Annotated in this window: 15 protein-coding genes; 8 read left to right on the forward strand and 7 right to left on the reverse strand. The window is 74.1% G+C overall.

The genetic code is table 11. The annotated features are described in order from the left end of the window. Window positions 1–8 precede the first annotated feature (8 nt). The 7 genes from ACFYON_RS14295 to ACFYON_RS14325 all read left to right on the forward strand — a co-directional run bounded on the left by ACFYON_RS14295 (window position 9) and on the right by ACFYON_RS14325 (window position 6523). Window positions 9–515 (forward strand): hypothetical protein, encoded by a 507-nt coding sequence (locus ACFYON_RS14295; RefSeq protein WP_387187449.1) that lies wholly within the window; start codon window positions 9–11, stop codon window positions 513–515. Next, window positions 512–952 carry a ferritin-like domain-containing protein gene (locus ACFYON_RS14300; RefSeq protein WP_357707700.1) on the forward strand — a complete coding sequence of 147 codons (441 nt, stop codon included), beginning with the start codon at window positions 512–514 and terminating at the stop codon, window positions 950–952. The genes ACFYON_RS14295 and ACFYON_RS14300 overlap by 4 nt, the downstream gene beginning before the upstream one ends. Window positions 953–1021: 69 nt before the next feature. Further along, window positions 1022–1603: a PadR family transcriptional regulator gene (locus tag ACFYON_RS14305; protein WP_357707698.1), complete on the forward strand. Its 582-nt coding sequence runs from the start codon at window positions 1022–1024 to the stop codon at window positions 1601–1603. Between the two features lie 19 nt (window positions 1604–1622). Next, window positions 1623–2354, forward strand: coding sequence for an ABC transporter ATP-binding protein (locus ACFYON_RS14310; RefSeq protein WP_354865659.1), 732 nt, complete (start codon window positions 1623–1625; stop codon window positions 2352–2354). Then, a complete protein-coding gene (locus ACFYON_RS14315; RefSeq protein ID WP_387320796.1) occupies window positions 2351–5029 on the forward strand; it encodes an FtsX-like permease family protein in 2679 nt (892 codons plus the stop codon). The genes ACFYON_RS14310 and ACFYON_RS14315 overlap by 4 nt, the downstream gene beginning before the upstream one ends. Before the next feature lie 50 nt (window positions 5030–5079). After that, window positions 5080–5547, forward strand: a complete 468-nt coding sequence (locus tag ACFYON_RS14320) for a nitroreductase family deazaflavin-dependent oxidoreductase (protein WP_354865663.1) — start codon at window positions 5080–5082, stop codon at window positions 5545–5547. Window positions 5548–5794: 247 nt separating this feature from the next. After that, window positions 5795–6523: a nucleotidyltransferase domain-containing protein gene (locus tag ACFYON_RS14325; RefSeq protein ID WP_354866008.1), complete on the forward strand. Its 729-nt coding sequence runs from the start codon at window positions 5795–5797 to the stop codon at window positions 6521–6523. A gap of 20 nt (window positions 6524–6543) precedes the next feature. On the opposite strand, the gene ACFYON_RS14330 is transcribed toward ACFYON_RS14325, so the two are convergent. After that, on the reverse strand, window positions 6544–7260 hold the full coding sequence (locus tag ACFYON_RS14330) for a VIT1/CCC1 transporter family protein (protein WP_354865665.1): 717 nt from the start codon (window positions 7258–7260) through the stop codon (window positions 6544–6546). Next, on the reverse strand, window positions 7257–8114 hold the full coding sequence (gene map, locus ACFYON_RS14335; RefSeq protein ID WP_354865667.1) for a type I methionyl aminopeptidase: 858 nt from the start codon (window positions 8112–8114) through the stop codon (window positions 7257–7259). The genes ACFYON_RS14330 and map overlap by 4 nt, the downstream gene beginning before the upstream one ends. Window positions 8115–8208: 94 nt before the next feature. Between map and ACFYON_RS14340 the strand changes: the two genes are divergently transcribed. After that, window positions 8209–8523: an STAS domain-containing protein gene (locus tag ACFYON_RS14340; protein WP_354865669.1), complete on the forward strand. Its 315-nt coding sequence runs from the start codon at window positions 8209–8211 to the stop codon at window positions 8521–8523. A 197-nt stretch (window positions 8524–8720) separates the two neighbouring features. On the opposite strand, the gene ACFYON_RS14345 is transcribed toward ACFYON_RS14340, so the two are convergent. The 5 genes from ACFYON_RS14345 to ACFYON_RS14365 form a co-directional block, all read right to left on the reverse strand. Beyond that, window positions 8721–9968 (reverse strand): FUSC family protein, encoded by a 1248-nt coding sequence (locus tag ACFYON_RS14345; protein WP_354865670.1) that lies wholly within the window; start codon window positions 9966–9968, stop codon window positions 8721–8723. A gap of 63 nt (window positions 9969–10031) precedes the next feature. Continuing rightward, window positions 10032–13697: a SpoIIE family protein phosphatase gene (locus ACFYON_RS14350; RefSeq protein WP_387320820.1), complete on the reverse strand. Its 3666-nt coding sequence runs from the start codon at window positions 13695–13697 to the stop codon at window positions 10032–10034. 234 nt (window positions 13698–13931) lie between these two features. Further along, a complete protein-coding gene (locus ACFYON_RS14355; protein ID WP_387320798.1) occupies window positions 13932–14618 on the reverse strand; it encodes a gamma-glutamyl-gamma-aminobutyrate hydrolase family protein in 687 nt (228 codons plus the stop codon). Window positions 14619–14673: 55 nt separating this feature from the next. Beyond that, window positions 14674–15441, reverse strand: a complete 768-nt coding sequence (locus ACFYON_RS14360) for a 3-oxoacyl-ACP reductase (protein ID WP_121685892.1) — start codon at window positions 15439–15441, stop codon at window positions 14674–14676. 5 nt (window positions 15442–15446) lie between these two features. Beyond that, window positions 15447–16793, reverse strand: coding sequence for an aldehyde dehydrogenase family protein (locus tag ACFYON_RS14365; RefSeq protein WP_387189114.1), 1347 nt, complete (start codon window positions 16791–16793; stop codon window positions 15447–15449). Window positions 16794–16871 lie beyond the last annotated feature (78 nt).

The raw sequence follows: 16871 nt of genomic DNA on the forward strand, positions 1-16871 counted from the left end.
TCTGTCAGGTGGGGACCGGCAGAACACCATCCAACCAGGTCGGAGCGGGGCATTCCCGGCGCTGGCTGCTGCGCGCCGGCGGGCTCGTGGCGCTCGGCGGCGCGACCGCGCCGCTGACCGGTTGTGATCTTTTCGACCGCGACGAGGAGCCACCGACGCCGGACGCGCTGGAGCCGCTGGCCGCCGAGGCGCTCGCGCTGGAGGCCCGCTACCGGGCCGCCGCCACCGCCGCCCCGGCGCTGGCCGGCCGGCTCACCCCGATTGCCGACGCGCACCGGGCGCACGCCGACGAGCTGCGCCGGGTGATCGGGCGGCCGGCGCCCTCCGGCACACCGGCGGCCGGCACCTCGGCGGGCGCGCCCGCACCCGACACCGTGCTCACCGAGCTGCGCCGGGCTGAGCAGGAGGGCCGGACGAACGCGGCCAGGGCCTGCGCCGAGGCGCCGGCCGAACGGGCCGCCCTGCTCGGCTCGGTCGCGGCCGCGCGGGCCACCCACGTGGAGGCGCTCAAGTGAACCCGACTGCCGACCCGGCCACGGCCCTCTCCGACGCGCTCGCCGCCGAGTACGCGGCGATCTGGGCGTACGGGGTGATCGGCGTGCACCTGACCGAGGCGGCGCGAACCGCGGCCCGCGCCGCCGAGGCGGCCCACCGGTCCCGCCGCGACGCGTTGCTGCTCCAGCTCGCCGAGGGCCCCGGGCAGGTGCCCGCCGACCGGGCCGGGTACGCACTGCCCTACCCGGTGACGGACCGGGCGAGCGCGCTGCGCCTGGCGGTGGAGATCGAGGAGCGGACGGCCGGCCACTGGCGGGCCGCGCTGCCGCACACCACCGGCGCGGACCGGAACACGGCGCTCGCCGCGCTCACCGACTGCGCGTTGCGTGCCACCCGCTGGCGCCGCACGGCGGGCGTGACACCGGTCACCGTTCCGTTCCCCGGCCGCCCGGGGTGAGCGCCGGGCCGGTCACCCGGCGGAATCCTCCGGTTGCATAGCGCATACCAGGTATGCATACTCACGAGCATGTCCATCCGTCACGGCCTGCTCGCCCTGCTCGAACGCGGCCAGATGTACGGCTACCAGCTCCGTGCCTCGTTCGAGGAGTCCACCGGGTCGACCTGGCCGCTGAACATCGGACAGGTCTACACGACGCTGGCCCGGCTGGAACGGGACGGCCTGGTGCGCCCGCTGCCGGAGAACGAGAGCGGGCAGCGGCCGTACGAGATCACCGACGCCGGACGGGCGGACCTGGCGCTGTGGTTCGCCACGCCGATCAGCCGCGCCGACCGGCCCCGCGACGAACTTTCGATCAAACTGGCGCTGGCGCTCACCACCCCGGGCGTCGACGTGCAGGCGGTGGTGCAGACTCAGCGCACCGCCACCATGCGCGCGCTCCAGGAGTTCACCCGGTTGAAGTACACGAGCGACAAGCCGGAGGATCTACCCTGGCGGCTGGTGCTGGACGCGATGATCTTCCAGACCGAGGCCGAGGTGCGGTGGCTCGACCACTGTGAGACGAGCCTGGTCCGGCACCGCCCGGCGCCGATCCGGGCGGTCGACCACAGCGAGGCGGTGGACCGGGCCGGCGACGAAGCCCGCCGGTGACCCGGCACGGGAGGCGCTGATGAACCCGATCGACGGGGTGCTGGAACTACGGGACGTACGCCGGACCCACGGCGCCGGTGAGGCCGCCGTGCACGCACTGCGCGGCGTGAGCCTGACCGTGCGGGCCGGCGAGCTGGTGGCCGTGATGGGCCCCTCCGGGTCCGGCAAGTCCACGCTGCTGGCGTTGGCCGGCGGCCTGGACCGGCCCACCGGCGGCGAGGTGGTGGTCGAGGGCGAGGCGCTGGTCGGCCTCTCCGCCCGCGGGCTGGCCCGGCTGCGCCGCCGCCGCATCGGGTACGTCTTCCAGGACCTGAACCTGCTCGGCAGCCTGACCGCCGTGGAGAATGTGGCGCTCCCCCTGGAACTGGACGGCACCGGCGTACGGGCAGCCCGCCAACTGGCCCTGGCCGCGCTGCGCGAGGTCGACCTGGAGGACCTGGCCGACCGTTTCCCGGACCAGATGTCCGGCGGCCAGCAGCAGCGGGTGGCCATCGCCCGGGCCCTCGTCGGCGAACGCCGCCTGGTCCTCGCCGACGAGCCGACCGGCGCGCTGGACTCCCAGACCGGCGAGGCCGTGCTGCACCTGCTGCGCCGCCGGGTGGACGCCGGAGCGGCAGGGGTGCTGGTCACCCACGAGGCCCGCCACGCCGGCTGGGCGGACCGGGTGGTGTTCCTGCGCGACGGCGTGATGGTCGACTCGACCGCCCCCCTGATCGGCGTCGACCACCTGCTCAGCGGCAGCATCCGGTGACCGGCGGGCGCCTCGCCGCCGCCTACGGGTCGTGGCGGACCGCGCTGCGGATCGCCCGCCGGGAGGCCCGGCGCGCCCGGCGACGCACGCTGCTGGTGCTGGTCATGATCGCGCTGCCCGTGCTCGGCCTCAGCTTCGCCGCGGTCAGCTACGACATGGGGGACCTGACCCGCGCCGAGCGCATCGAACGCCAGCTCGGCGGCGGGGACGTCGCCTTGCGCTGGGACAGCCTGACGCCGGTGAACCAGGACGCCTGGGGCGATTCGGTCTGGCCGGTCCAGGGCGACTGGCTTGCCCGGACCCGTCCGGCGACCGCGGACGAGGTGCGCGCGCTGCTGCCCGAGGGCAGCCGGCTGACCCGCGCGCGATGGTGGATGACGTTCTCGACGCGGGTCGGCCGGCACGTCGAGTCGCTTGAGGCGCGCGCCCTGGACCTGACCGACCCGCTCACCCGGCCGCTGGCCCGGGTCCGCGACGGCCGGCCGCCGGTACGCCCCGACGAGATCGCGGTCAGCCCGGCGGCGCTGCGCAAGCTGGACACCCGCATCGGCGACCCGGTGCGCAGCATCGACGGCACCACGTACCGGGTGGTCGGGGTGGTGGAGTACCCGGACAACCTCCGGGACGTGATCACGCTGCCGGGGGTGACCCCGGAGGGCGCGGTCGGCAGCGACACCTGGCTGGTGGACCTGCCCGGCCCGCTGGACCGAGGGCTCGTCGACCGGCTGAACGCGCAGGGCATCCAGGTCGTCGCCCGCGACCCGCTGCCCTGGCGGCAGGAGGTCACCCACGGCATGCGCATGCCGGACGCCGACGAGGCGGGCGTCGTCGGCGTGGTCGCCGGCCTGGGCCTGCTGGAGGTGGTGCTGCTGGTCGGCCCGGCCTTCGCGGTGAGCGTCCGGCGCCGGCGGCGGGATCTGGCACTCGTCGCGGTGGCCGGTGGCGACGCCTCCCACCTACGCCGGATCGTGCTCGCCGACGGGGTGGTGCTCGGCGCCGGCGGAGCCGTCCTCGGCCTGCTGCTCGGCGTCGGCGCCGCTTTCGCCGGCCGGCCGATCGTCGAGCAGTACGTGCTCGGGGAGCGCCTCGGGGCGTACCGGATCTTCCCGGCCGCGCTGGTGGCGATCGCCGCGACGGCGGTGCTGGCCGGGATGCTGGCGGCGATGGCCCCGGCCTGGACGGCGGCCCGGCAGGACGTGGCGACCGGCCTGGCCGGCCGGCGCGACGCCACCCGGCCACGCCGCCGCTGGCTGCTGGTCGGGGTGGCGCTCACCGTCGCCGGGACCGCGCTCGCCGCGTACGCCGCCGGCCGCACCTCGCAGACCGGCGTGCTGGCCGGCGTCGCCCTGGGCGAGCTGGGGCTGGTGTTCTGCACCCCGACGCTCCTCGGCGTGCTGGGCCGGGCCGGCCGGCTGCTGCCGCTGACCCCCCGGCTCGCGTTGCGCGACGCCAGCCGCAACCGGTCGTCGGCCGCGCCCGCCATCTCGGCGGTGATGGCCGCGGTCGCCGGAAGCGTCGCGATCGGCGTCTACGTGGCGAGCGACGAGACCCGGTCGCGGGAACTCTGGCAACCCGGCCTGCCGCCGGGGAACGTGCTGCTCACCCACTCCGGCGAGACCCCGGCGGACCCGCCGTCGGCAGAGATCGTCGCCACCCGGGCCCGCACGGTCCTGCCCGACGCCACTGTGACGCCCGTCTCCGTACCCGGTTGCGCCGCTCCCGCCGGTGAGAAGGACGACTGCGCACCGTCCGCGATCCTGCCGCCCGAGCAGCGCTGCCCGCACTTCTCCGACGACCCGGTCCCCGACGCGGCCCGGCGCGATCCGCGCTGCGTGAGTCCCTTCCAGGAGCCGGTCGACGTCCATCTGCCGACGCTCGTGGACGACGGCGCCGCGCTGGCCGCGCTCACCGGAGCGCCGCCCGACGAACTGGCCGCCGCGCGCCGGACGCTCGCCGCTGGCGGCGTCGTGGTCACCGACGCCCGGCGGACGGTGGACGGGCAGGCCCAGGTGGAGGTCAACTACAGCTCCGGCCGCTCGCCCACCGGGCGCCTCCTGCCCGCGTACGTGCTGCGCGGCGGTCTCCCGGTCGCCCGGCTGGTGCTCTCCCCCGCCGCCGCGGACACCCTCGGCCTGGCCGCCGTGCCGATGGGCTACCTGCTGGACACGGCCGGCTCGCCCACCGACCGGCAGATCGAGATGCTGACCGACGAGCTGTACGACATCGGGCCTCTGTCGGCGCAGGTGGCGACCGCCGACCCGCCGTCGGACCAGCGCCCCATGCTCCTCCTGCTGGCGGTGGCCTCCGGGGTGATCACGCTCGGCGCCGCCGCGGTCGCCACCGGCCTCGCCGCGGCCGAGGGCCGCCGGGACCTGTCCACGCTCGCGGCGGTCGGCGCCGATCCCCGGGTACGCCGCCTGCTGTCGCTCTGCCAGGCCGGAGTGATCGCGGTGCTCGGCTCCGCGCTGGGCATCGTCGCCGGGCTCGGCTCCGCCGTGGTCGTCCTCGCCGCGCTCAACCAGCGGTACGCGGAGTCCTGGCCGGTGCAGCCGCCGTACCCGGTGACAGTGCCCGGCGTGACGCTCGCCGCGCTGGTCGTGGTGCCGCTGGTGGCGATGGGCGGCGCGGCGCTGTTCACCCGCTCCCGCCTGCCGATCGAACGCCGCCTCGACTGACTGACCGTCCGAGGGATGACGGGGCACGGCGCGGACGGCACACTTGTCGGATGTCAGCCCTGGGATCCCTCACCCGCCGTCTCGGTCACCAGCGTTGGTTCGGCGCCACCATGCGCCTGCTCGTCCCGGCCGACCGGCTGGTCGGCCGGATCACCAAGGGGCGCGTGGTCGCCTTCGGGCTCGTGCCCACGCTGGTGCTCACCTCCACCGGCCGCCGCTCCGGCAAGCCCCGCAGCAACCCCCTGGTGTACGTCCCCGACGGCGACGCCTACGTGGTGATCGGCTCGAACTGGGGGCAGCAGCACCAGCCGTCCTGGACGTTCAACCTGATGGCCGACCCGGCCGCCGAGGTGGACGTCAAGGGGCGCCGGGTCCCGGTCACCGCCGAACAGGTCACCGGCGAGGAACGGGAGCGGTTGTTCGCGCGGCTGGTGCAGGAGTGGCCCGCGTACCGCACGTACGTCGAGCGGGCCGGCGGCCGCGAGATCCGCGTGTTCCGCCTGATCCCGAACGCCTGAGCGACGGCTCACCGTGGCCGGAATCGTGGAGACCTTCGACCGTTGCCGTCCGGATCAGCTGACCTGTGTCGTCGACGCTCTCGCCGACCTGTACGCCCTGGTCTACGCCGAGCCGCCCTACCTCGAAGGCCCGGCCCAGGTCGCCCGGTTCCGGGCCGGGTTGCCCGCCGAGGCGGCACAGCCGGGATTCCGCCTCGTCCTCGCGAGGGAGGGCGAGGAGCTGATCGGAGCGGCATACGGGTGGACCGTGGCTGTCGACGTGAACGCCGAACGGCGTCTGGACGATCCGCGGTGGCGGGTGGCCGAGCGGGTCGGTGACGCCGTCCTGCGGCGGTTCCCGGCCGACGCGCTGGCGGTCGCCGTACACGGTCCGCTCGCGCACGGCGACGACGACGGCGGCGGGGACCGCGAGGTCGGCCTGCTGGTCGTCACCTACCGGCCGGGCGCCGGGCCGCCACCTGCGACCCGGCGGGTGGACGAAGTGCTCGTGGACCTCACGGTGGCCGGGGCGGACGACTACCTGCGCCGCGCGATGACGATCACGTCCGGCTGGCCGCTGGCCGCGGACCGGTACGTCACCACCCGCGCTCTGCACGACCCGACCGGCTGGCTGCGGAAGCTGCGCGACGAGCACCTGGCGCGGCTGGCGCGGGCCCGGCCGGCGGAGTTCACCACCGCCGCGCGGCAGGCGTGGTACCGGGGCAGCGCGGCGCACGCCCGGGCGCTGCGGCTGGCCGAGTGGTACGAGACGGATCAGGCGCTGGTCATGCTCGGCGAGGCGCGGCTGGCCGCCGCGACGGTGCAGGGGCTGTTCAGCCGCACCTACTTCCGCGATTCCGGGGACGCGGTACGACGTACTGGGCTGGCGGGCGCGGACATGACCGAGGTGGGCGCGGCGCTGACCCGCCAGGCCGAGGAACTGGCCGCCCGGGGCCGCCCGGTCGACGGCACCATCGACGACCTGCTGGACGGTTGACGGCCGCGGCCGGCTGACGGTCAGCCGATGCCGCCGCCGACGCCGATCAGCGTGCCGATCAGGTAGGTGGCGCCGGCCGCCAGCGCGCCGAGCAGCAACTGCCGCAGGCCGCTAGTCCACCATGGCCGGTAGGTGAACCGGGCCACCACCGCACCGGCGACGAAGAGACCCACGCCGCCGACGGCGAGCGCCAGCCAGAGGCTGGTGAAGCCGAGCAGGTACGGCAGCAGCGGCACCAGCGCGCCGACGGAGAAGCAGACGAACGACGAGATCGCGGCGGCCCACGGGCTGGGCTGGTCGTCGGGGTCGACGCCCAGCTCCTCCCGTACGTGCACCCGCAGCGCCTCCTCCGGGTTGGCGCGTACCGCCTCGGCGACCTGCGTGGCCAGCTCCCGGGGCAGCCCGCGGGCCACCCAGACGTCGGCCAGCTCCCGGGCCTCCGCCTCCGGGTGGCGTTCCAGCTCGCGCCGTTCCTTGGCCACCTCGGCGGCGACCTGCTCGTTCGCGGAGCGGACGCTCGTGTACTCGCCGAGGCCCATCGAGATGGCGCCGGCCACCAGCCCGGCCGTGCCGGTCAGCACCACGCTGCGCGAAGACACCCCGCCGCCCCCCACGCCGGCGATCAGCGCGATGTTCGTGACCAGCCCGTCCATCGCGCCGAAGACGGCCGGACGCAGCCAGCCGCCGGAGACATCCGCGTGGTGCGCCTCGCGCAGCGCCGCCGGGGTGTCGGTCACGGCAGCGTCAGGATCTCGTAGCCGTCGTCGGTCACGACGATGGTGTGCTCGAACTGGGCCGTCCACCTGCGATCCTTTGTGACCACGGTCCAGCCGTCGTCCCACGTGTCGTACTGGTAGGTGCCGAGCGTGATCATCGGCTCGACGGTGAACGTCATGCCGGGCTCCATCACGTCGGTGGGGCGCGGGCTGTCGTAGTGCGGCACGTAGAGGCCACTGTGGAACGCCTCGCCGATGCCGTGCCCGGTGAAGTCGCGGACCACGCCGTAGCCGAAGCGTTTCGCGTACGACTCGATCACCCGGCCGATGACGTTGATCTGCCGCCCCGGCGCGATGGCCTTGATGCCGCGCATCATCGCGGTGTGGGTCCGCTCGACCAGCAGGCGGGCCTCCTCGCTCACCTCGCCCACGCAGAACGTGGCGTCGGTGTCGCCGTGCACGCCGTTCAGGAACGCGGTGACGTCGACGTTGATGATGTCGCCGTCCTGGAGCACCGTGGAGTCGGGGATGCCGTGGCAGATCACCTCGTTGAGGCTGGTGCAGCACGATTTGGGGAAGCCCCGGTAGCCGAGCGTCGACGGGTAGGCGCCGTGGTCGCAGAGGAACTCGTGCACCACCCTGTCGATCTCGTCGGTGGTCACCCCGGGCTTGCAGTGCTCACCGGCGAGCTGGGTGGCCTGGGCGGCGAGACGCCCGGCCACGCGCATCTTCTCGATGGTCTCCGGCGTCTGCACGTGCGAGCCACGCCACTCCTGGGGACGCTTCTTGCCCACGTACTCCGGGCGTGGGATGTGGGCGGGGACCGCTCGCCACGGGGAGAGCGTGCCGGGGGTCAGCGGCGCACGGACGGTCATTGCTCAAGCCTATCGCCGGGACGGGTGTGCCCCCCGCCACAGGCCCGCCGGGCAGGTTGTTGCCGCGCCGGAAACGCTGTGCCATTGTTGCTCCGTGGATCAAGAGGGCGCGGCGCCCGTCTTCTCCGTGACCGCGCAGGTCGACGGCGGCCAACTCCGCGTCCAGGTGACCGGCCAGGTCGACATGGCGACCGCCGACACCATGTTCCAGACCGCGCTCCGCGAGCCCGCACAGCGGCTCACGCTCGACCTGCGGGCGGTCACCTTCTTCGACTCGGCCGCCATCCACGCGGTGGTCCGGCTCGCCCGACGGTTCCCGGCCGCGCTGACCGTACTGCCCTCCCCGCAGGTCCGGCGCGTGCTGGACATCTCCGGCCTGGGCGAACAGGACTGGCTCGCCGAAGCCTGAGACCGGGCTCCGTCCTCCGGATTCCGGAGGGGCACTCGCCCGTTCGGGTGCCGAAGGGGACGAAGCTGGTGAAGCTGGTGTTCGACGCGGGGCTCTTCACCCTCGCCGAGGACGCGGAGGTCACCCTCTGACAGCGCCGGTATGACCTGCGACTCCACAGACGGGCGGGCGCCTGACCGGCTCGGGCACCCGCCGGTCTAGGAGGCGTCTCCCATGCCGGGCGGCAGGGACGGCCGGGATTCCGGCCGCCTGCGGTCCGACGCGAGGCTCCGCCCGCCCACCTCCCCCGCGGTGTCCGGGGCGAGCTCACGACGTAACGACTCGGCGTCGCGCTTGCGTACCCCACTCGCCCGGATCGTGTTCACCGCGATGATGGTGACGTCGTTCGCCACGTTGATGCCGCTGACCAGCAGGCCGCTGGTCAGCGCCTCCTGGGCCAGGCGGAGGGCCGACATCGCGGCTCGCTGGGAACGGGAGGGCCGGCTGGTGGACGGGGACCAGCCCCCCGTGACGGTCCGCGCGGCCTCGGCGAGACACCGCGCGGCCTCGCCGAGCGACGACGGAACGGGCTCGTCGTCACGGATCGCGCGTTCGAGGTTGAGCGCGACGTCGCGGCACTGCAGCAGGGATCGGATCATGAGTTCGGCGCCGTGCCGCCAGCCCTCCAGCGTGCTCTGGTTGTGCCACCGCAGCGGCGAGATGCGCACCACCTCCTCGGCGGCCGACAGCTCGGTCTCGACTTCCGAGGTGTCGATGCCCCGCAGCGTGTCGAGAACCTGGTGGGCCAGGTCGGCGTTCCGGGTCCGGGCCGCCTCGGCGATGCGGTCCAGTTGGGTGGCCATCTGGTGGAGCAGGGGCCGGCCGGCCCGCCGGATCCGGTAGACCGGGTGCAGCGGCAGCACCACCACCGCGACCAGGAGGCCGACCACCCCACCGACGACGCCGTCGACGAAACGGGGCAGCGCGATGTGGGTATTGGCCGGGAACAGAACGGCGATCACCATCGCGCTGCCGCCGACCTGGCTGACGAACGCCCCCTCGTCGCTGAGCAGGACGGCGAAGAGAAGGGAGATCGTCACGACGACGCCGATCTGCACGTATCCCTGCCCGACCCAGGAGACCAGCAGGTCACCCAGCGTGATGCCCACCGCCACGCCGGCAATCAGCAGCAGCGTACGGCGGAAGCGCTGGCTCACCGAGCTGGCGATGGTGCCGACCGCGACGGCGGGCGCGAACAGCGGTTGCGGGTTGTGGATCAGATCCTTCGCGACCCACCACGCGAGCGCGGCGGCCGTCCCGGACTGCACCGCCACGAGCAGGCTCAGGCGCACCCGCCGTAGCCGCTCCCGGACGGTGGCCCGGCCGGTACGTCGGACCGCTGCCCACGCCGCGCCGACCGGGTCGTGTCGACCGCTCCGAGATCCGCGGAACGACTCACGTCCCATGAGGCAATCCTAGTGATTCCGCCCCGTTTGATCCGCTTTACCCGACAATCCGGCTCGGCCGGATCAGTTCTGGTCGGCCAGCCGACGACGCAGCGTCAGCTCGGTGCCGTGCTCGGTACGAGTCACGTCCATCTCCCCGAGCGCCTGGATCAGCGCCAGCCCACGCCCCCGGAAACTCGACCCGCTCGACTCCCGCCAGCGCCCGCTGTCCCGGATCGTCGCCGTGACCGTGCGGTCGGCGATGGTCACCTCCACCTCGATCGTCGGGTCCACCGGGTCGACCGGGTGCTCGATCGCGTTCGCCGCCGCCTCGGAGACCGCCACGGTCAGGTCGAACAGATCGGGCTCACCGACCTGGTGGGCGACGAGGAAGTCCTCCAGCCGCTTACGGAGCACGCTGAGCCGGGTCGGGTCGGCGGGCAGGCGCAGCGCGAAGCGGTTCAGCTCGGTCGCCTCCAGCGCGAGCACCGCCACGTCGTCGTGCCGGGACCGGCCGGCGACCCGCTCGACCACGGCGTCGACCAGGTCCGCCACGTGCCCGCCGCGGCCCGTCGCGTCCGCCCGCAACTGACTCAGACCGGCGTCGATGCCCGCGGTCCGGTCCTCGATCAGGCCGTCGGTGTAGAGCAGCAGCCGGCCACCCGGGGCCAGCTCCCCGTCGACGGTCGGGTAGACGACGCCGGGGATCGCCCCGATCGGCGCTCCGAGGGCCCGATCGTGCAGGAACGCCACGTCCTCTCCGCGGATCACAAGGGGTGAGGGATGACCCGCGCTGGCGTACCGGATCCGCCCGGTGCGCGGGGAGAAGCCGAGGCAGACCACTGTGGCGAAGGAGCCGCTGCCGGCGGAGTGCACCAGCCGGTTGAGCCGGGTCAGCGCCTCGCCCGGGTCATAGCCCTCCAGGACGTACGCCCGAAGCGCGTTGCGGAGCTGGCCCATCGCCGCGGCGGCCCGCACGCCCTTGCCCACCACGTCACCGATGACCAGCACCAGGTCGTCGTCGGGGGTGACCATCACGTCGTACCAGTCGCCGCCGACCTCCACGTCGGCGCTGCCGGGCAGGTAGCGGCTGGCCATCACCGCGCCGGGCAACTGCGGCAGGGTACGCGGCAGCAGGCTGTGCTGGAGCGTGGTGGCGATGTGGTGCTCGGCCTCGTAGAGCTGAGCGTTCTCCAGCCGCACGCCGACCAGCCGGGCCAGCTCGGCCAGCGCCGCCTGCTCGGCGCCGCCACCCTCGCGCCACACCCGCAGCTCGCCGAGCTGCTCACCGGACGTGCCGGTGAGCGGCAGCACCACCGCCGGTTCGGCGGGCATGTCGCCCCCGGCGTCCTCCTCGTGACGCGCCCCGGTGGCGGTGACCCGGACCCGGCCGGCCTCGGCCAGCGTCAGGGCGTGCCGGGCGGCCACCCGTACCACCTCGGCGGTGGACCGGGCCGTGTTGATCGCCACCGCGGCGTCGGCGAGCGCCCGCAGCCGGCGGATGATCTGCCCGCGTAGCTGGCCCAGCTCGACGTTGGCCCGGACCCGGGCCACCAGCTCGTGGCTGGAGAAGGGCTTGGTGAGGTAGTCGTCGGCGCCCGCTGACAGACCGGCGACCTCCTCGGCGGCGCCGGCCCGGGCGGAGAGCAGCACGATCGGCACGTGCCGGGTGGCCGGCTCGGCACGCAACGCGGCGACCAGCCCGAAACCGTCCAGCCGGGGCATCATCACGTCGGTCAGCACCAGGTCGAACGGGGCCTCGACGGCCAGCCGCAGCGCCTCCGCGCCGTCCGGCACGGCCACCACCTCGTACGCCGGGGAGAGCAGCCGTGAGACGTGCTCGCGCAGGTCGGGGTTGTCGTCGGCGAACAGGATGCGCCCGGAGCCGCCCGCCGCGCCGTTCGACGCGGGCAGGCCGACCGGACGTGCCACCGCGTCGGTCCAGGGCGCCGTCTCGGCGACGTAGAGCCGGGCCTGTTCCGATTCGGTCAGCGGAACCGGGGACAGCGCGGCCACCCGGTCGGCGGGCAGGTGCGCGTACCCGAACGGCAGCGTGACGGTGAACGTGGTGCCCCGGTCGACGACGCTGTGCGCGGTCACCGTGCCGCCGTGCATCTCGACCAGTTCGCGGACCAGGGCGAGCCCGATGCCGGTGCCCTCGTGGGTGCGCGAGCGGGCGCCGGCCACCCGGTGGAACCGCTCGAAGACCTGCGGCAGTTCCTCCGGTGCGACGCCGACGCCGGTGTCGGCCACCTCCAGTACGGCGGCGCCGTCGGTGGCGCGTACCCGGACCCGGATCTCGCCGTCGAACGTGAACTTGACCGCGTTCGACATCAGGTTGAGGACGATCTTCTCCCACATGTCCCGGTCGACGTAGACCGGCGCGGGCAGCGGCGGGCAGTCCACCACCAGACGCAGCCCGGCCCGCTCGGTGGCCGAGCGGAACGTGCTGGCCAGCCGGGAGGTGTAGTCGGACAGGTCGGTGGGCTGGTAGCGGGCGGCCAGCCGGCCGGACTCCAGCCGGGAGAAGTCGAGCACCGTGTTGACCAGCTTGAGCAGGCGCAGCCCGTTGCGGTGCATGACGGCGAGCCGGTCGAGGTAGCGGTCCGGCAGGTCCCGGTCGGCGAGCATCTCCTCCATCGGCCCGAGCACGAGCGTGAGCGGGGTACGGAACTCGTGGCTGACGTTGGCGAAGAAGTTGGTCTTGGCGCGGTCCAGCGCGGCCAGCTCGGCGGCCCGGGCGCGTTCCTGCTCGTACGCCCGCTGCTTGCCCACCGCCCGGGAGACCTGCGCGGCGACCAGGTCGACGAAGTCGCGGTAGTCGTCGGTGAACGGCAGCCGGCGCGACATCCCGAGCAGCAGCATCCCGGCCGGCTCGTTCGTGGCGGTCAGCGGCAGCAGGAGCGCCTGGTCGGCGGCGTCCGGCGGCACCGCGCCGGGCAGCTCGGCGGTGCTGATCCAGCGCGGCTCGGTGAACGGCTCGCCGTCGGGCAGGCCGGGCGGCGGACCGGCGACGGTGGCCGGGTCCACGCCGGAACAGCCGCCCGCTACGAGCGTCCCGCGCTCGTCGGGGAACCACAGCGCGCTGAACGGCACGTCGGCGCGGTTGGCGTCGAGCACCCGGGTGACGGCCCGGCCCAGTTCCAGCATGCCCGGCACGTCGCCCAGCTCGTTGCCCAGCTCGGCGAGGGCGCGCAGCCGGCGTTCGCCGAGCACCCGGCCGGTGGTCTCGTTGACGAAGCAGAACACGCCGCCGACGGCGCCGTCGGCGTCACGGATCGGGTCGTACGAGATGTCGAAGTAGACGTCCTCCAGGAAGCCGTGCCGGTTGAGCACGAAGGGATGGTCCTCACCCCGGTAGGCCACGCCGGTGCGGCGTACGCCCTCCAGCAGCGGGCCGAGCACGTCCCAGGTCTCCGCCCAGTGGCGTCGCGCGGACCGGGCGATCACGGCCGGGTGCTTCTCGCCGATCGTCGGCCGGTAGGCGTCGTTGTAGAAGGCGAGGTGCTCCTCGCCCCAGAAGACGACGATCTGGGCGCGGGACGACAGCATGGTGCTCACCGCGTGGGCGAGCGCGGCGGGCCAGCGCTCCGGGCTGCCGAGGGGTGTCGTGGACCAGTCGAAGCCGCGCAGCCGGCCGCCCATCTCACCGCCGGCGTCGAACGCCGCGTCGAGCAGCGGCGGCAGTGACGTCTCGCCGGCCTCCGGAGACGAACGACGGTCGTCCCCGCCCCGCAGGGCCGAGCCCATGTAGCCTCCCGCTCCGGCCATGATCACGACGGTCCGCGATGCTCTTCGCCGACCGTCCCCGCCTACTACCCCGACGGACGAGCAACGTAACGCACCCGCACCGGTAGACGCTGCTCACCTCCGCCTCATCCTGGCGTAACCGACCTGCGGGTGCGACTCGGGCGGTCCCCGGCCGGGGCGACGGGACGGCTGATCCGGCTGTCCCCACCTACGACACGCGTTGTGTGATCTGGCCTACATCGCGGCACGGACCAGCGCGGCCACCGGCCGGGGGTCCGGCTCGTTCTCCGGATGCCACTGCACGCCGAGCACGAAGCGCCGCGCGGGATCCTCCACCGCCTCGATCACCCTGTCGTCGGCCCAGCCGGTGACCGCCAGGCTGCCGGGGTCGGCCACCGCCTGATGGTGGTACGAGTTGACCCGGTCCACCCCGGCCATCACCCGCCCGGCCCAGCTGTCCGGGACGAAGCGCACCGGATGCGACCCGTACACGCCCGGCGCGGGACGGTGCCGGTCGTGCCCGACCACGTCCGGCAGGTGCTGGTGCAGCACGCCGCCGTACGCCACAGCGAGCAGTTGCATCCCCCGGCACACGCCCAGCACGGGCAGGTCGGCGGCGAGCGCGGCGGTCAGCAGCATCGTCTCACCGGCGTCGCGCTCCGGGCGGCTCTCGGTACGCGGGTCCGGCGGCTCGCCGTACCGCTCCGGACCGACGTCCGCGCCGCCTGCGAGCAGCAGCCCGTCCAGCAGCCCCAGCACGTCCGCGTCGGCGTCGTCGGGAGGCAGCACCACGGCCCGGCCACCCGCCGCGGTGACCGCCCGGACGTACGCGTGCGGCACGAGCGTCGCCGGCACGTCCCGCCAGACTGCCCAGCCGGCCGGCTCGACGTACGCGGTGATGCCGATGACCGGCCTACTCACGCTGCTGGCCTGGTTCGCGACTGCGGGGCTCGCAACCCCGGCTCACTCCTCGCGCTCACAGGGGAGTGACGTAGGCGCCGGTGATGCCGCCGTCGACGACGAACTGCGCGGCGGTCATGAACGACGCGTCGTCGCTGGCGAGGAACGCCACCGCGGCGGCGATCTCGGCCGGGTCGCCGAACCGGCCCATCGGCACGTGCACCAGCCGCCGGGCGGCCCGCTCCGGGTCCTTGGCGAACAGCTCCAGCAGCAGCGGCGTGGCCACCGGCCCGGGGCACAGCGCGTTGACCCGGATGCCCTCGCGGGCGAACTGCACACCCAGCTCCCGGGTCATCGCCAGCACCCCGCCCTTGCTCGCCGTGTACGCGATCTGCGACGTGGCCGCGCCCATCAGCGCCACGAACGAGGCGGTGTTGATGATCGAGCCCTTGCCCTGCCGGCGCATGTGCGGAATGACGTACTTGCAGCACAGGTAGACGCTCGTGGTGTTGACCCGCAGCACCCGTTCCCAGGCGTCCAGCCCGGTCTCCAGGATGGAGTCGTCGTCCGGCGGCGAGATGCCGGCGTTGTGGAACGACACGTCCACCCGGCCGTGCCGCTGCACCACCCCGTCGAACAGGTCGCGGACCGCCGTCTCGTCGGCCACGTCGGCGGCCACGAACTCCCCGCCCACCTCCTGCGCCGCCCGGGTGCCGGCGTCGGCGTCGATGTCCACGCAGACCACCCGGGCGCCTTCGGCGGCGAAGCGCCGTACGGTGGCCAGCCCGATGCCGCTGCCGGCGCCGGTCACGACCGCCACCCGGTCGGAAAGCCGTCCCTGCACTGTGATCACTCCTCGGTGCCGATGAACACGTTCTTGACGTCGGTGAAGGCGTGCAGCGCGTCCGGACCCAGCTCCCGGCCGAGGCCGGAGCGCTTCATCCCGCCGAACGGGGTCCAGTAGCGCACCGAGGAGTGCGAGTTGACGCTGAGGTTGCCGGACTCGACGGCGCGGGCCACCCGTACCGCCCGCCCGACGTCCCGGGTCCAGATCGAGCCGGAGAGCCCGTACTCGGTGTCGTTGGCGAGCCGGATCGCGTCCGCCTCGTCGTCGAACGGCAGCACCGAAACGACCGGGCCGAAGATCTCCTCCCGCCAGTGCCGGTCCGCCGGGGAGCCGGCGAGCAGCACCGTCGGGGCGTGCCAGAAGCCGGGGCCGTCGGGGCACGAGCCGGTGAAGGCCACGTCCGCCCCGTCGACGTACCCGGCGACCCGGTCCCGGTGCGCGGCCGAGATCAGCGGGCCCATCTCGGCGGTCTCCCGGGCCGGGTCCTCGACCCGGAACGCCCGCACGGCCGGTTCGAGCAGTTCCAGGAACCTGTCGTACGCCTGGCGCTGGACCAGGATGCGGGAGCGGGCGCAGCAGTCCTGGCCGGCGTTGTCGAAGACCGCGTACGGCGCGGTGGCCGCCGCCTTCTCCAGGTCGGCGTCGGCGAAGACGATGTTCGCGGACTTGCCGCCCAGCTCCAGCGTCACCCGCTTCACCTGGGCGGCGCAGCCGGCCATGATCCGGGTGCCGACCTCGGTCGAGCCGGTGAAGCAGATCTTGCGGACCGCCGGATGGGTGACGAATCGCTCCCCCACCACGCTGCCCTGGCCGGGCAGCACCGTGAACACGCCCTCGGGCAGGCCGGCGTCGCGGGCCAGCTCGGCCAGGCGCAGCGCGGTGAGCGGGGTCAGCTCGGCCGGCTTCAGCACCACCGTGTTGCCGGCGGCGAGCGCCGGGGCGAATCCCCAGCCGGCGATCGGCATCGGGAAGTTCCACGGCACGATCACGCCGACCACGCCGAGCGGTTCGTGGAACGTGACGTCGAGCCCGCCCGGCACCGGGATCTGGTGTCCGGTCAGCCGCTCCGGCGCCCCCGCGTAGTAGTCGAGCACGTCGCGGACGTTGCCCGCCTCCCAGCGCGCGTTGCCGACGGTGTGCCCGGCGTTGCGCACCTCCAGCTGGGCCAGCTCCTCCAGGTGCGCGTCGACGGCGGCCGCGAATCGCCGCAGCAGCCGCCCCCGATCCCCCGGCGCCACCCGACGCCACGTCTCGAAGGCGGCGGAAGCCCGCGCGACAGCCGCATCCACGTCCTCGACGGAGCACCCCGCGACCTCCCCGATCCCTGCCCCGTCGACAGGCGAAATCACCTCACCCACGCGTCCCCCTCCCCCGTCGATCTTGCGGTTGGCGCCCCGGCAAAAGCCGCACAGCACCCCGGCCGAGGG

It is taken from the genome of Micromonospora sp. NPDC005686, from assembly GCF_042871665.1.
Classification (GTDB): Bacteria; Actinomycetota; Actinomycetes; order Mycobacteriales; family Micromonosporaceae; genus Micromonospora.

What these genes read in the sequence shown, in the direction of transcription:
- ACFYON_RS14345 (WP_354865670.1), bottom strand. Translation starts at nt 9,968, where the DNA reads ATGGGACGTGAGTCGTTCCGCGGATCTCGGAGCGGTCGACACGACCCG.
- ACFYON_RS14320 (WP_354865663.1), top strand. Translation starts at nt 5,080, where the DNA reads ATGTCAGCCCTGGGATCCCTCACCCGCCGTCTCGGTCACCAGCGTTGG.
- map (WP_354865667.1), bottom strand. Translation starts at nt 8,114, where the DNA reads ATGACCGTCCGTGCGCCGCTGACCCCCGGCACGCTCTCCCCGTGGCGA.
- ACFYON_RS14305 (WP_357707698.1), top strand. Translation starts at nt 1,022, where the DNA reads ATGTCCATCCGTCACGGCCTGCTCGCCCTGCTCGAACGCGGCCAGATG.
- ACFYON_RS14310 (WP_354865659.1), top strand. Translation starts at nt 1,623, where the DNA reads ATGAACCCGATCGACGGGGTGCTGGAACTACGGGACGTACGCCGGACC.
- ACFYON_RS14350 (WP_387320820.1), bottom strand. Translation starts at nt 13,697, where the DNA reads ATGGGCTCGGCCCTGCGGGGCGGGGACGACCGTCGTTCGTCTCCGGAG.